General features: G+C 69.3%; 11 protein-coding genes and 3 pseudogenes. 4 read left to right on the top strand and 10 right to left on the bottom strand.

The features are described from left to right. Window positions 1–150: 150 nt before the first annotated feature. Window positions 151–1596, bottom strand: coding sequence for a glyceraldehyde-3-phosphate dehydrogenase (locus tag AAC944_RS01615; protein ID WP_030607675.1), 1446 nt, complete (start codon window positions 1594–1596; stop codon window positions 151–153). Between the two features lie 198 nt (window positions 1597–1794). Here AAC944_RS01615 and AAC944_RS01610 point away from each other — a divergent pair, with 198 nt between their 5' ends. After that, a complete protein-coding gene (locus AAC944_RS01610) occupies window positions 1795–2406 on the top strand; it encodes a GrpB family protein (protein ID WP_030607677.1) in 612 nt (203 codons plus the stop codon). Between the two features lie 92 nt (window positions 2407–2498). Here the strand turns inward: AAC944_RS01610 and AAC944_RS01605 are convergent, their stop codons facing one another. The 6 genes and pseudogenes from AAC944_RS01605 to AAC944_RS01580 form a co-directional block, all read right to left on the bottom strand. Next, window positions 2499–3062 (bottom strand): ATP-binding protein, encoded by a 564-nt coding sequence (locus AAC944_RS01605; protein ID WP_051871315.1) that lies wholly within the window; start codon window positions 3060–3062, stop codon window positions 2499–2501. Beyond that, window positions 3059–3934, bottom strand: a complete 876-nt coding sequence (locus AAC944_RS01600) for an MEDS domain-containing protein (RefSeq protein WP_030607683.1) — start codon at window positions 3932–3934, stop codon at window positions 3059–3061. Before AAC944_RS01600 ends, AAC944_RS01605 begins: the two co-directional genes overlap by 4 nt. A gap of 677 nt (window positions 3935–4611) precedes the next feature. Continuing rightward, window positions 4612–5124: a tetratricopeptide repeat protein gene (locus AAC944_RS01595; RefSeq protein WP_051871316.1), complete on the bottom strand. Its 513-nt coding sequence runs from the start codon at window positions 5122–5124 to the stop codon at window positions 4612–4614. A gap of 156 nt (window positions 5125–5280) precedes the next feature. Further along, a pseudogene (locus tag AAC944_RS01590) lies at window positions 5281–5424 on the bottom strand (IS5/IS1182 family transposase); the annotation flags it as partial. Continuing rightward, window positions 5412–5886, bottom strand: a pseudogene (locus tag AAC944_RS01585) (alpha-hydroxy-acid oxidizing protein). The pseudogenes AAC944_RS01590 and AAC944_RS01585, both read right to left, overlap by 13 nt. A 513-nt stretch (window positions 5887–6399) precedes the next feature. Further along, entirely contained in the window at window positions 6400–6996 is a 597-nt protein-coding gene (locus AAC944_RS01580) for a dihydrofolate reductase family protein (protein WP_030607690.1), read from the bottom strand. Between the two features lie 253 nt (window positions 6997–7249). Here AAC944_RS01580 and AAC944_RS01575 point away from each other — a divergent pair, with 253 nt between their 5' ends. Beyond that, entirely contained in the window at window positions 7250–7960 is a 711-nt protein-coding gene (locus tag AAC944_RS01575; RefSeq protein ID WP_030607693.1) for a GOLPH3/VPS74 family protein, read from the top strand. 28 nt (window positions 7961–7988) lie between these two features. Here AAC944_RS01575 and AAC944_RS01570 read toward each other — a convergent pair whose 3' ends face one another. Next, window positions 7989–9617, bottom strand: a complete 1629-nt coding sequence (locus tag AAC944_RS01570; protein ID WP_051871317.1) for a carboxylesterase/lipase family protein — start codon at window positions 9615–9617, stop codon at window positions 7989–7991. Between the two features lie 112 nt (window positions 9618–9729). Between AAC944_RS01570 and AAC944_RS01565 the strand changes: the two genes are divergently transcribed. Together AAC944_RS01565 and AAC944_RS01560 are read left to right on the top strand one after the other, a co-directional pair. Continuing rightward, a complete protein-coding gene (locus tag AAC944_RS01565) occupies window positions 9730–10359 on the top strand; it encodes a TetR/AcrR family transcriptional regulator (RefSeq protein WP_368396759.1) in 630 nt (209 codons plus the stop codon). An 80-nt stretch (window positions 10360–10439) separates the two neighbouring features. Beyond that, window positions 10440–11312 (top strand): alpha/beta fold hydrolase, encoded by an 873-nt coding sequence (locus AAC944_RS01560; protein WP_051871318.1) that lies wholly within the window; start codon window positions 10440–10442, stop codon window positions 11310–11312. 54 nt (window positions 11313–11366) lie between these two features. Here AAC944_RS01560 and AAC944_RS01555 read toward each other — a convergent pair. Both AAC944_RS01555 and AAC944_RS01550 read right to left on the bottom strand, forming a co-directional pair. Next, a pseudogene (locus AAC944_RS01555) lies at window positions 11367–11708 on the bottom strand (DUF3574 domain-containing protein); the annotation flags it as partial. Window positions 11709–12250: 542 nt separating this feature from the next. Next, window positions 12251–13243, bottom strand: a complete 993-nt coding sequence (locus AAC944_RS01550) for a GlxA family transcriptional regulator (RefSeq protein WP_037771060.1) — start codon at window positions 13241–13243, stop codon at window positions 12251–12253. Between the last annotated feature and the right edge of the window lie 340 nt (window positions 13244–13583).

The raw sequence follows: 13583 nt of genomic DNA, 5'->3' as shown, positions 1-13583 counted from the left end.
TCGTCAACGGCCTACAGCCGTCAGCGGTATACAGCCGGGCAGCCCCGGGCGAAGGAGATCCGCCCGAGGCTGCCCGGTGCCGACCGACAGGTCCTGACCAGGTCAGTTCAGGACCAGGTCAGGTCAGGTCAGGGTCAGGCCCGGATCAAGTCAGGCCACCGGAGCCGGGTACGTCGGGTACTCCACGCCGGAGACGTGCTGGACGACGCGGATGACCTGGCAGGAGTAGCCGAACTCGTTGTCGTACCACAGGTACAGGATCGCGTTGTCACCGTCGACCTTGGTGGCACCGGCGTCGACGATCGAGGCGTGGCGCGACCCGATGAAGTCGTTCGAGACCGCGTCGGGGGCGCTGGTGAAGTCGATCTGACGGCGGAGCGGCGAGGTCAGCGACACCGTACGGAGGTACTCGACGACCTCCTCGCGGTTGGTCTCGCGCGCGAGCTGGAGGTTGAGGATCGCGATCGAGACGTCCGGCACCGGGACGCGGATCGAACTGCCGGTGATCTTCGCCTTGAGGTCGGGCAGCGCCTTGGCCACGGCGGAGGCGGCACCGGTCTCGGTGATGACCATGTTGAGCGGCGCCGAGCGGCCGCGGCGGTCGGACTTGTGGTAGTTGTCCAGCAGGTTCTGGTCGTTGGTGAACGAGTGGACGGTCTCCACGTGACCGCGCAGCACGCCGTACTCGTCCTCCATCGCCTTCAGCGGCGGGACGATCGCGTTCGTGGTGCAGGACGCGCAGGACAGGATCTGCTCGTCCGGCTTGATCGTGTCGTGGTTGACGCCGTGCACGATGTTCGGCACGTCGCCCTTGCCCGGTGCGGTCAGCACGACCTTGTCGACCCCGGGGCGCAGGTGCTTCGACAGGCCCTCGCGGTCGCGCCACTTGCCCGTGTTGTCGATGAGGATGGCGTCCTTGATGCCGTACGCCGTGTAGTCGACCTCCGACGGGTCGTTGGCGTAGATCACCTTGATCACATTGCCGTTGGCGATGATCGTGCTGTTCGCCTCGTCAACGGTGATCGTGCCCTGGAACTGGCCGTGGATGGAGTCGCGGCGCAGCAGCGAGGCGCGCTTCACGAGGTCCTGGTCGCCGCCCCCGCGGACGACGATGGCCCGCAGCCGCAGGCCGTTGCCGGAGCCGGCCTTCTCGATGAGCAGGCGGGCGACGAGGCGGCCGATGCGGCCGAAGCCGTAGAGGACGACGTCGCGCCCCTCACGGCGCTCGATCTTGTTGACGCCCGTGGCACCGGCGACGGCCTCGGCGGTGAACGCCTCCACCGACAGGCCGCGGTCGTCGGCCTTGTACGTCTCGGCGAGCATGCCGATGTCGATCTGGGAGGGGCCCAGATCGAGCGCGGTGAGGGCCTGCAGGAACGGCATCGTCTCGATGACCGAGAGTTCCTCACCCGCGATCTGCCGGGCGAATCGGTGCGTCTTGAGGATGCTGACCACCGACTTGTTCACCAAGGAGCGGCTGTGGAGCAGGACGGTGACGTCCCGCTCCCTCTGCAGCTTCCCGATGAGCGGGATCATCGACTCCGCGATCTCCTCGCGAGTCTTCCAGTTGGTGAACGAGTCATCGTTGACAGTCACAGGAGTTATCTTTCGAGCTAGGCGGTGCTCATATGGTAACCCGCCGCCAATTTGATCAGGCAAGCGGTGCCGCATGGGTGAAAGGCGAGCTGGCGCGCGGGATGGGTACGTACGGTTATGTCTGGATTTGCGGAACCGCGGGGAGTGGGAGGAGCGCGGGGAGCGGGAGGAGCGCAAGGAGCGCGAGGAGGGGCGGCCATGGAAATCGTCGAGTACGACCCGGCGTGGCCGGAGCAGGCCGCGGCCGCGATCGCGGAACTGCGCGGTGCGTTGCCCGGCTTACTGGCGGGGGTCGAGCACATCGGCTCCACCGCCGTCCCTGGCCTGGCCGCCAAGCCGGTCATCGACCTGATGGCGGCGACTGACGATCTCGCCGCGGTGGAACTCCGTGAAGAGGCGCTGACAGGGCTCCGCTACCGTCGGCACTTCAACGGCATGACCGACCGCCTGCTGTACGTCCGCGAGGCCGAGGCCGAGGCCGAGGGTGCCGGCGGCGTCGGCGGCGCCCGCGGTGTCGGCGGGGCTCGCGGTGTCGGCGGGGCTCGTAGCGTCGGCCGAGGCCGTAGGACGCACATCCTGCATGTGGTCACCACGGACAGCTGGCCGACCCGTAATCAGCGCATCCTCCGCGATCACCTGCGCACACACCCGCAGGACGCGGCCCGCTACGCGGAACTGAAGAAGGCACTCGCCGCCGCCGGCACCGCCCCCGGCGACTACACACGCGCCAAGACGGAACTGATCCAGGAACTCACCGACCGCGCCCGCGCCCGGCTCGGGCTGCCGTCAGTACCCGTATGGGAGAAGTGACGTAGCCGGCCGAGCGGTTCGCCGCAACCGGCGAAGACCGGCTCGTACTCAGCCGTCAGTCGAGTTCAGTCGACTTCAGTCAAGTTCAGTCGTCAGTCGAGTAACGCCATCAACGTCGCCGTCGTCCCTCCGTCGCACGCCGTGATGTGGAACCAGTCCGCGACCGAACGGACGAGTTGCAGTCCGCGGCTGCGGTCGGCTTCAGGGGCGTAGTGCCGACCGTGATCGTAGTGCCGGCCGTGGCCGTCGGCACGGTCGTCAGCGTGGTCGTCGGCGTGGTCGTCGGCATGGTCGCGGGGAGAGTCCGTGGCCGGTGCCGGGACGGCCGTTCCGGGACCGTCATCAGTGATGACGCAGCGCAGTGCGAGGCCCGTGTGGTGCAGGACGAGGCGGCCTTTGCCGCCGCCGTGCAGGACGGCGTTGGTCGCGACCTCGTTCACCGCGAGCACGAAGTCGCTGAGCCGGAGGCCGTGGAGTCCGGCCTTCTCGGCGCGCTCGGCCACCTCGCGCCGCATCCGCGCGAGGTCTGTGCCCTCGAAGGCGACTTTCAGCAGGACGGACTCTGCCGGCGACACGGCGGTGCCGTTGACGTGCTCGCCACCCGGCGTGGGGTGGCCGTCGCTGTCCTGGCCATCGGCATCGCAAGGGAGGTTCACCGCGCGTAACACCCCTCTTTCACGATCAGTTGGGGCACCTTCGCCACTCCGCAGAGCCGGATCACCTTCGCCTGCGCGGGCCGGCAGCGCACTTCCAGTGACTGGTCGCCGGGCAGCCTGCTCGCGAGCCGTACGACCAGCGAGGCGCTGTGGACATCCATGAAGCACAGCTCGGTGAGGTCGATCACGCTGGGCCGGCCGGGCCCGGCGAGGGCGTCGCTGATGGCTGAACCGAACTCCGCACGCGTATTGACGTCCGCGTCCCCGGCGACTTGCAACGCCGTACCGGCCCGTGTGACGTCCAGTGCGCCCAGACGAGGGAGCACCTTCTTGGGGTGGGCGCGGAGGACACGGCTCAGCAGCCCGTCGTCGTACTTCCGCCGGTCGTACTCGCAGATGGCGGTGAACCCGATGTCGGCGAAGAGCGGTGAGAGTCCCCGCTCGTACTCGACCAGCAGGTCATGGTTGGTGCCGGAGCCGGCGGCCCAGCCCATGTCTGCCATGATCCGAATGCCCGCGAAGCCCTGCAGCCGGGCTCGCATCGTCAACTCCATCCAGAGCCGGGCCCGTTTGCCCGGGACGAAGCCGACGGCCGCGTCGAACCCCGGGCTCTCGTTGTACACCACCAGCTGGCCGTTCGTGAGCGCGGTGCCGCCGCGGAGCCCGCCGGCCCGCAGACACGCAACGGCGGCGCTGGGAGTGGTCACCGGATCGGTGAAAAGGATGACCTGCTCACCACGAGTAAGCCCGATTTCGGTGTAGGCGGCCCGGAGCTCCCAGCGGGATGCGTCGTCGTCGAACCCCAGACATGCGTGATCCCCGCTGGTCATGGAGGTGACCGAGACCGCCCTGACCGCAGAGCTGGCGTCCATGCCCCCGTACTGTAGAAGTCGCGTGAAGATCGCGGAGGCGGCGACCGTAGTTGCCCGAACTGTTGCCGTACGGGCCCAGTTCGGCCCGTACGGTCGCCCCTGGTTGCCCGGCCCACCCTCGTACGAGCCCACCTTCGTACGAGCCCACCTCCGTACGAGCCCCGCTCGACGCGCCGAGGTACGCACTTCCTCGACGAAGACCGGGCGACGCTCGTGGGCGGCCATCCCGAGAACGTCACCCGGCTCAGGTTCAGTACGACCTTCTTCAGTACGACCTTCAGTACGACCTTCCCGGAGCATTCATCCGGGCAGCATTCCTCCGGGCCGGGAAGACGGCGGAACAGGCCGACACGGCATGGCGGTCCAGTCCTCCTGCGAGGCGGATGGTGGTCCGCCCAGTCGCTCCACAACGGCTCCGTAACACCGGACAGTTCCTCACGGGGACGCCGGCCCTGGCGAAATCGTGTTCCACGATCGGCGTGGCACCTCGGGTGTGTGACGTCGTCGGGCCGAGCGGCCATGACGTGGAGTGAGGAAGAAGCTTCCGTCCCCACGGCCACGCTCATCGTGCGGCAGAAAGCCGATCTCCCGTCGAAAACTGCCGTGTGCATGCCGGCCGCGAACGCGCCCACCGACCGAGGCCCTCCTGCGTCGGCCTTGTGCAGGGCAGCTGCTTCCTATTCGGGGCGGCCGTCGGCGAGCCACTGGGCGAGGCCACGCAGTCCGGCCGCCCACCGCCCGAGGTCGGTGACCTCGGCGTGCCCGGTGACGACGGTGAGCAACTCGGCCACCGCCTCGTCCGGCCGCTGGGCGTCGTTGAGGGTCAGGGCGCGGAAGACGCGTACGGAGTCCGAGCCGGGAAACTCCCTGCGGGCGCGGTCGAGCACGGTCAGCGACTCGTCCAACTCTCCCAGCCACCTCAGGGTGCTGGCGTACTGGCACAGGCACCGGCGCAGGACGTCACCGTCGAGACCGAGGGCGAGCGCCCGCTCGTAGTAGCCGCGGGCGGTTTCCTCCTGGCCCGCGGTGTCGTAGGCGCCACCCACCTCGTACATGAGGACCGGGTGACCAGGGTGTTCGGCAAGCAGTGCCTGGAAGTAGGCGATCGTCGGCGCCATGTTCGCCCGATCGCGCTGGTCGTAGCCACGCTGGATCGCCTCGGCCAGTTCGGGCGTCACGTCGGTCGTCACTGCTGCGCCCCCATGCGTACGGGCCGAAGATCAGCTCACCATAACGCAGCCTCGCCCGCAGGCGCCTGCCTGTGGGTCGGCCCGGCCTTGGCAGCGTTGGCGTCCGCACTCGATGGCGCCATGTTCCTCGGCAGATGCGGATACCTGCCTCGCCGAGGGCGGGCTGCCGGGGCGCCCCCTCCTGGTCTCGTCGGCGCCCTCTGGCCGCAGAGCGGCCACCAGCTTTGCGAAGCGGCGCGGGCTCATCGCGGTGAAGGGCACTGTCCAGGACGGCTCCGAGGCCGTGATCACTCCGACCACGGAGGGGAACATGTCACTGCGGCAAGGCTGCACCAGGCTCGGAGCCCAAGGCCCGGCGGCCTCAGCCGGTGACGAGATCGCTGCTGAGAGACGGAATGTCCGATGTTCCTGCCAGGGCCAGGGCCAGGGCCAGGGCCGTGGCCTGGGGCCAGCTCTGCGGTCAGGTCCGAGAGCAACCGTTGCACGCCTGTGGCTCCGCCGACGGTCAGCGCCCACAACGTCGGTCGCCCGACGAACACCGCCGTGGTTGGAGACCCGGATCACAGAGGCGCCGGCGGCCACGCACTCCCGTGCGTCGTCAGCGCGCAGCACTCCCTTGACCACCACCGGCAGCCCAGAGGTGGTGCGCAGACAGTTGATGGCCCCAGGCGTCAGATCGGCAGCCTTCTTAAGCCGCCAGTCCTCCACCCTCCCCGCCAGTCGACGTTGGCCAGCAGATGCTCCGCTGGAGCCGTCTCCCATACGCTCGGTCCGGTGCCGTACTGCTGACCGACAACGGGGTGTCCGCGGTCAGTACCACCGCTCGTGCCCCGGCCTGCCGCGCCCGGTCCGGCATCTCCACGGTCAGCTGTCTGTCCCGCAGGACCTACGCCTGGATCACCACGGAGCCGAGCCCGCAAGAGACTTGAACGGAACCCCTGCGTTGCTGGATACACATGTCAGCGACCAGCGGCAGCAAGCGCAGTGCGTCCAGCTCGCCTCGGCCTCCGTGATCGGCGACCCGGCACCCAGCACCCTGCCGGAAGTAGGTCAGCACTGGAGCAGGCAGACGCCGCTCCGCCTCACGCGCCAGCGTATCGATCCACCGCGTACCGATGCCCGATGCCCGATGCCCGATGCCCCCACAGAAGTACTCGACCCCACAGCCGCCGACCTGACACCTTAGACCGCCGCCTCGCCAACAGCCTGGTCAACCCTGACCACTGTTATTGACGGGACGACCTTTAGGTATGCGCATCGACTCACCCTGCCGGTTCAGTCGGCGGCGCGTGTGTAGGTGAGGAAGACGGCGCCGCTCTTGAGGACGGTGTGATCGGTGAGCGACCAGGTACGCGGGTCGAAGGCGGCCTTGCGGGAGAACAGCGGAATACCGTTGGCGATGGTCAGCGGGCCGACCTTGAGGATCAGCATGTCGATCTCCGCGTACAGGGAGCCCGCCAGCTCGGCGCCGCCGAGCAGCCAGATGTCCTTGCCCTCCTGCTGCTTGAGCCGCCGCACGGTCGCCACCGGGTCGTCGGCGACCAGCTCGACCGCCGGGTCCGGGCTCTCGGTCATGGTCCGGGAGAAGACGAGGTGGCGCAGGTGGGAGTAGGCATCGGTGATCCCGGCCGCAAGCCCGACCTCGTAGCTGCGCCGCCCCTCCAGCACAGTGTCGAAGTGGGTGCCCTCGGCGGTGACCGACAGTGCCTCCCGGGCGTGGCCGGGCAGCGTCTCCGGGTACTCGGCCACGAGGTGGTCGATGTACTCCTCCGGTATGGGCCAGAAGCCGGTCGGGCCGGTCGGGTCCGCACCGTCCGGGCCCGCGATGAAGCCGTCGAGAGTGGTGGCGATGTAGTGCACGAGCCTACGCATGCGGGGTCCCTTTCGTCGGTCCGCTGCCGCGGCATGATGATCGCACGGCAGCACGGCAGCACGGCAGCACGGCAGCACGGCAGCACGGCAGCACGGCAGTGCCGACACTTCTCCTGTTCTGCGGGGATTGTTGAAGACCGAGGGAACCGTGAAGTCCGAGGGAACCGTGAAGGACGTATCCAAGTCATGTTGTATGACCCGGGACGGGAAGACGGGGAGCGTCGGTAAGGGCTGGAAGGGGTTACGGGAGACCATGGGCGTCACGCTGGGCGAAGAGATCATGCTGCTGTCGCTGGACGACGAGTCCGGTGAGGGGAAGGGGCGGCTGTCGGTGGGATGGGGGCTGGCGGGCGGCACGCTCCTGGAACTCACTCTGGCCGGCCGTATCGAGGTCCAGGACGGCGTACTGGTGGTCACGGACTCCGCGCCCACCGGCATACCACTGCTGGACGGGCAGCTGGAAAAGATCACCTCCAAGTCTGGTACCGAGTCCGGCACCAAGTCCGGTACCAAGACCGGCATCAAGGCACAGGACTGGCTGGCGAAGAACCAAGGGCAGCTCGCGGAGGCGACCGTCCGCAGCCTTGTCAACCGCGGCCTGGTACGTGAGGAGAAGCGCCGGGTGGCGGGGCTGTTCCCGGTACGGCGCTACCCGGAGGCGGACGGCGCGGTGGAGCGGGAGCTGCGTGAGCGGCTGACTTCGGCCGTACTGGGTGGCGAGCGGCCCGACGACCGCACCACGGGCCTCGTGGCGGTGCTGGACTCTGCCCAGCTGCACGAAATCGCCTTCCCGGACCTGTCACGCAAGGAGCTCACGGAGCGGGTGAAGCCGCGGATGGCGGAGATCGCCGAGGGGCACTGGACCGGGGACAGCCTCCGTGAGGCGATCCGGGCCACCCAGGCGGCGATGCTGGTCGCTGTGACGGCGGCGACGACCGTCACCACGATCGCGGCAGTGACCTGAGCGGGAAGAATCGCAGGATCACGGTGCGCTACGGAAGGCGCGGGCCGAAGCCGTGAGGGCGCACGATGTCGAAAGGGGGAGGGGCATGCCCCTCCCAGATCCGCTGGGAGGCCCGTTCGGGATAGGGCACGGTCGTCGATTCGGTGTCCAGAACGCGAGTGAGCTGCTGGTCTGGGGCGTACGCGGCCCAACCGGGATCGCCGGTGGCGGCGAACCGGACCCATGCCCGCTGGAGTTCCTGCGACACCGCGACGGTGCCGGCATCCAGGTTCGGCGTGTCGCCGAGGAGCGGACCGCCGCTGCCCGACGTGCCGAACGCGAGGGGAACGTCGAGGCTATGGCAGGCGCCCAGGCGCCCGCCGAACGCGGGGGAGGCGAGCTGCAGCTCGAAGAGGTACGACGTCCCGCCCGCAGCGGCGTTCGCCCTGGCCAGCTGCAGTGAGGGCATACGGAAGAGAGCATCGGAGTACACCGTTTCGCACAGCTGCTCCGGGGTGGCCTGCGGGTGCGCGGCGCGGTAGGCGGCCGCTCCGTCCGGCGCCGGGGCGAACAGGTCCAGTGCCGTGTGGGCATCCTGCTCGGTGAACGTCCCCAGCCGTCCGCTCATGACGCTGAACAGCCGGAACTCATCGCGTGTGTGGCCGACGAGGAGCTCGATCCCGTCGGCGCGACCGCTGGTCAGCGCGGGCCACGGCGTTTCGGCCAGTACGTGGCCGTCGACGACGGGGCATACGGCGACGCCGATCTGGGCGAGCCGCCCCCACTCGTCGCGGCAGCGGGGCAGGTCGGCTCCGAGGGAGGTGAGCGCATCGGCGAGTACGTGCGGGGCGACGTCCCGGAGGGCGGCGGCGGTGGGGGAGAGGCCGAGCCGTCCCGCGAGTGCGGTGGCGACCTCTTCCGCCAGTGCGGGAGTGCAGTGGCTGCCCGGTACCGAGTGGGTGATGGCCCGCCGGAACAAGCCGCGTACCGGCTTCATCGTCAGCAAGGCGGCGATCGACCCCGCTCCGGCCGACTGGCCGGCCACGGTGACGTTGCCGGGGTCACCGCCGAAGACGGCGATGTTCCGCCGCACCCACCGCAATGCCGCGATCTGGTCGAGGAGCCCGCGGTTGGGCGGCGCGCCGTCGAGGAACAGGAACCCCTCAGCGCCCACCCGGTAGTTGAGGCTCACCACGACGAGCCCGGCCTCGGCCGGCGCCGTCGGGTCGTACATCGGGTCGCTCGATGCCCCGGCGATGTAGGCGCCGCCATGTATCCACACCAGCACCGGCAGCCCCGCCGCGCCCGGATCCGGAGTGCAGACGTTGAGCGTCAGCCAGTCACACGACTCCGGGCCCACTGCCGAAGTCGCCGAAGTCGCCGAAGTCGCCGAAGTCGTCGAAGTCGCTGAACTTGTCGAACTTGTCGATCCTGCCGAAGTCGGCGAAGTCGGCGAAGTCGGCGAAGTCGTGCGAGCCGGCCCGGACTGCGGGGCCACGGGCCCGAACTCCGCCGCCTGCCGTGTCCCCGCCCAGCGCCGAGGCGGCACCGGGGCGGCGAACCGGAGCGCTCCTACCGGCGGCCGGGCGTATGGGATGCCCCGGAACACCGCGAGCCCCCGCCGCCGGCGACCCTCCACCGTGCCCTCCGCAGTACACACCTTCGGCCGCTCATGCATGCTGCTTCCTCATTCTGGAGGTGCTCAGGGGTACCAACCGTTGCCAGCCAACTGTATTATGTCAGGTGTAATAAAACGAGAGTCGCGGCAGAGACAGGGATGCGGAGGGCCGATGGTGCCGAAACAGGTGGATCACCAGGAGCGCCGCGAAGTGATTGCCCGAGCGCTGTGGCGGGTGGTCGAGCAGCGCGGCGTCGCGCATCTGTCCCTGCGCGAGGTCGCGCAGGAGGCGGGCATCTCCCACGGGGCGCTGCAGCACTACTTCACGTCGCGGGAGGCGATGCTCTCCTTCGCGATGGATTTCGCGTCCGAGCAGACATCGCTGCGCGTCGGACGAGGCGTCAAGGAACTCGGCGACCGACCGCACCCCCGCGACGTGCTGCGGGTGGTGCTCACCGAAATGCTTCCTCTGCACGCCGACGCTCGCGCTACGAGCCGGATGAGCGCCGCGTACGTATTGGAGGCGTTGCATGACAGGAACGTGCACGCACGGGCGCGTGACGGGATGATTCAAGGGCGCGCTCTCGTCGAGCAGTTGCTGCGCCAGGCCATCGCCGACGGGTACCTCAGCCCCGACCGCGACCCCGCGACCGAGACCAACCTGCTGCTCGCCCTCACCGGCTTCACCCCGCTGATCGAACTGGACGTGATCGAGCCCCGGGACGCGCTCGCCGCGATCGATCAGTACCTGGACGGGCTGTTCGCCGGGGACTTTCGCCGATCGAGCGATGCGGTCAGGTGAGACGGCAGACTGGCGACTGAAGGCGACTGAAGGCGACTGAAGGTGTTGAAGGCGCTGAAGGTGAATCGAGGGGGAGACCGATGACCGGCAACGACTCCATCGACCGTGGCCCGGCGGCGCCCGGGCAGGTGCACGTCACCGTATGGGACGACGGGCAGTCCGACGGCATTTCCGAGCGGAATGCCGATAGGAATGCCGACGGCCGTCCTCCCGTCGTCTTCGTCCACGGGATCCTCACCTGGGGTGACGATGACCGCTACGGATTCGCGGCGCAGCGCCCACTGGCCGACCGGCACCGGCTGCTGGTGATGGACCGCAGAGGATATGGGCGCAGTCCGGACATCGACCACAGTGACTGGTCGGTGGATGCGGAGGACGTCATCGGCCTCCTCGGGGCCGGCGCCCACCTCGTCGGGCACGCGTACGGCGGTGTCGGCGCCATGGCCGCCGCCGTACGCCGTCCCGAGCTCGTTCGTTCGCTCTCCCTCATCCAGCCCGGCGCACTGCGACCGGCCGAGCGCCACCCCGTCGTGGCCGAGGCGCTGGCGCGGGCTCGCGCGGCCACCGCGGCGCTGCCCGCCGACCTCACGCCGGAGGAATTCCTGCGGGCGGCCACCGAGTCGGTCGGCATGGAGACTCCCGAACCGACGCCTGCGCGATTGCGCGCAGCGGCCGCGTCGATGGCGGAGCATCCCTGCTGGGACGCGGACATCCCGCTCGGGCCGCTGGCCGATGCGTCCTTTCCGAAGCTGATGATCTCCGGTGACTGGGAAGGGGCCCCCGAGCAGTACCGGAAGTTCGCGGGCGAGCCGCTGATCGCCTGCGCCACAGAGGTGGCCGAAGCCATCGAAGCCGACCACCTGATCGTTCCCGGCTACTACCCGCACACCCAGCAGCCGGAACGCGTCAACACCGCGCTGCGTGCACTGTGGGACCGAGCCGAGCGCATGTGACGCGAAGGCAGGCAGGCAGGGCGGGAGGGAGGTCAGTAGCCGACGAACGGGGCCTCAGAAGTCGACGGTGGTGCGGTCGTCGACGCGGGCGACGGACTCCTGGTCGAACTTCTTCTCGTAGGCGGAGCGGATCTCCTCGATCTTGCGGCTGCTGGGGCCCGCCTGACCTGTGGGGTAGAAGACGATCAGCTCGTAGGAGCGTTCGCGCTCGATGGTCCCGTGCCTGTCCCGGTACTGACCCGCCCCCTCCTGGACGGTCAGCCCGTCCGGGAAGCGGGGGGTGACGAACTCGTCCACGAAGTTCCGGAACTGCCTTTCGGTGACGGGCGGGCTGCCGTCCGGGTGGGCGGTACCGAAGAAGAGGCTGGTCTCGATGTACGGCCGGCCTCCTTCCGGCTGACCTCCTTCCGGCCGGCCTCCTTCCGGCTGACCTCCTTCCGGCCGGCCTCCTTCCGGCCGGCCTCCTTCCGGCCGGCCTCCTTCCGGCCGGCCTCCTTCCGGCCGGCCTCCCACCGGCTGACCTCCCTCCGGCTGGGGGGCGGAGGCGGAAGCGGTGCCGGAAGCGGGCTGGGAGGGGAGGGCAGGTGCGGATGCGGTAGCGGCGGCGCCGAGCAGAGCGGTGGACACCGCCAGGACTCCGAGGCGCAGACGGGGCTGGGACATCGATGCCAACGGGCTTCCTCTCGGGTCGTGGAGACTCGGCCGGATAACGACAGCGGGCGTCGGGGGATGCGATCAGCAGCCTGACAGAAGAACCCCGAGGGCCCCGAAGACCCCGAAGACCCCGAGGGCCCCGAAGAATCCCGAAGAACCTCAACCCGCCCTCGGTGCCGCTGAGCCCACCCACTATGAACTGGCACGACGACCCGGCACCAGAGTTCGCATCCGCGTCCGGACGCTTCTGGCCAAGTGGTGGGTGGGGGCGTACGGGGAGGTGCTTACCGTCCGCCGCGTGCCGGTTCGGTGCCGGCGGCGGCTTCGTAGCGGGTGGTGGTGAAGCGCCTGCGGTACTGGCTCGGAGTGGTGTCGAGATGGCGGGCGAAGGCGCGGCGGAGGGTTTCGTCGCTGCCGAGCCCGCTGCGCAAGGCTGCGGAGGTGACGCTGTGTCCGTCGAGGAGGAGCTGTTGGGCATGGTCGAGCCGGACCCGTTCGACCCATCGGGCGGGAGTGGTGCCCAGCTCGGTGTGGAACAGCCGGGTCAGATGCCGCGGGCTGACCGCCACGGCACCGGCCATGGCGGACAGGCTGTGGTCGGCGGCGGGGTCGGCCAGTACGGAATTGATCAGTGTGCGCAGCAGGTCACTGCGGGCGGGCTGAGCGGTGGCGGCCGTGGCGAACTGGGACTGCCCGCCCGGGCGCCGCAGGAAGACGACCAGTTCGCGTGCGATGCCGCGCGCCACCTCCGCTCCGTGGTCGTCCTCGACCAGGGCGAGCGTCAGGTCGATGCCCGCGCTGATGCCCGCCGACGTGACGAACCTGCCGTCCCGGACATGGATCGCGTCCGGCTCGACGCGCACCTGGGGGTGACGGCCGGCGAGCGTGTCGGCGTGCCGCCAGTGCGTGGCCGCCCGGCGTCCGTCGAGCAGGCCGAGGGCGGCCAGGACGAAAGCGCCGGTGCACACCGAGGCGACTCGCGTCGCACGCGCGGCCACCGCCCGCGTCGTCGCCAGCAGCTCCTCCTCGATGGGCCGCTCGGCCAGGCGGTCACCTCCGGCGACGACGACCGTGTCGACCGGCCCGGCCTCGGCCGTGGTGACGGTGCCGCTCAGCGTCGGCCCGGTCGACGTCCTGATCTCTCCGCCATGAGCCGAGATCAGGACAAGCTCGTACGGGTGGCCGAGCCGGCTCGCTTGGTGCAGCACCTCCGCGGGGCCGCTGACGTCGAGCATCGTCACGCCGTCGAACACCACGAAGCCCACGCGATGCGTCATGTCTGAATCCGTGGTTTCTCTGTCGGAAAGGACATGCCGCACAGGGTACGTGCCCGGCGAACCTGGGACTGGCCCGACTGCGGTTCTGTGGCGGGTGGCACGTAGGGGGTGATGCGTGACGGGTGCGGGTGGCGCATAACGACGCGCCGAGGAAAGAAAGTTCGGTAAAAGTGATCAACAGCTGATTGAATTGGGTACGTGATCTTGAACCCCTGACCGCGGAAAGGCAACCCCTGATGTCACCCGTCCCCGCCCACGAACGGACCGTCGCCCACGAACGGACCGTCGCCGTGTCGACCGAGTTCCGCGGACACGCTGTGCACCTCGGCGTCCTGCGCGT

Source organism: Streptomyces sclerotialus (assembly GCF_040907265.1).
GTDB lineage: Bacteria > Actinomycetota > Actinomycetes > Streptomycetales > Streptomycetaceae > Streptomyces > Streptomyces sclerotialus.
Note: the sequence above shows the minus strand (reverse complement) of the source record. Positions and strands in the feature narration are given on the sequence as shown.

Excerpts from the sequence above, each read along its gene's own strand:
- AAC944_RS01610 (WP_030607677.1), top strand. The coding sequence starts at position 1,795 with ATGGAAATCGTCGAGTACGACCCGGCGTGGCCGGAGCAGGCCGCGGCC.
- AAC944_RS01600 (WP_030607683.1), bottom strand. The coding sequence starts at position 3,934 with ATGGACGCCAGCTCTGCGGTCAGGGCGGTCTCGGTCACCTCCATGACC.
- AAC944_RS01580 (WP_030607690.1), bottom strand. The coding sequence starts at position 6,996 with ATGCGTAGGCTCGTGCACTACATCGCCACCACTCTCGACGGCTTCATC.
- AAC944_RS01575 (WP_030607693.1), top strand. The coding sequence starts at position 7,250 with ATGGGCGTCACGCTGGGCGAAGAGATCATGCTGCTGTCGCTGGACGAC.
- AAC944_RS01570 (WP_051871317.1), bottom strand. The coding sequence starts at position 9,617 with ATGCATGAGCGGCCGAAGGTGTGTACTGCGGAGGGCACGGTGGAGGGT.
- AAC944_RS01565 (WP_368396759.1), top strand. The coding sequence starts at position 9,730 with ATGGTGCCGAAACAGGTGGATCACCAGGAGCGCCGCGAAGTGATTGCC.
- AAC944_RS01560 (WP_051871318.1), top strand. The coding sequence starts at position 10,440 with ATGACCGGCAACGACTCCATCGACCGTGGCCCGGCGGCGCCCGGGCAG.
- AAC944_RS01550 (WP_037771060.1), bottom strand. The coding sequence starts at position 13,243 with ATGACGCATCGCGTGGGCTTCGTGGTGTTCGACGGCGTGACGATGCTC.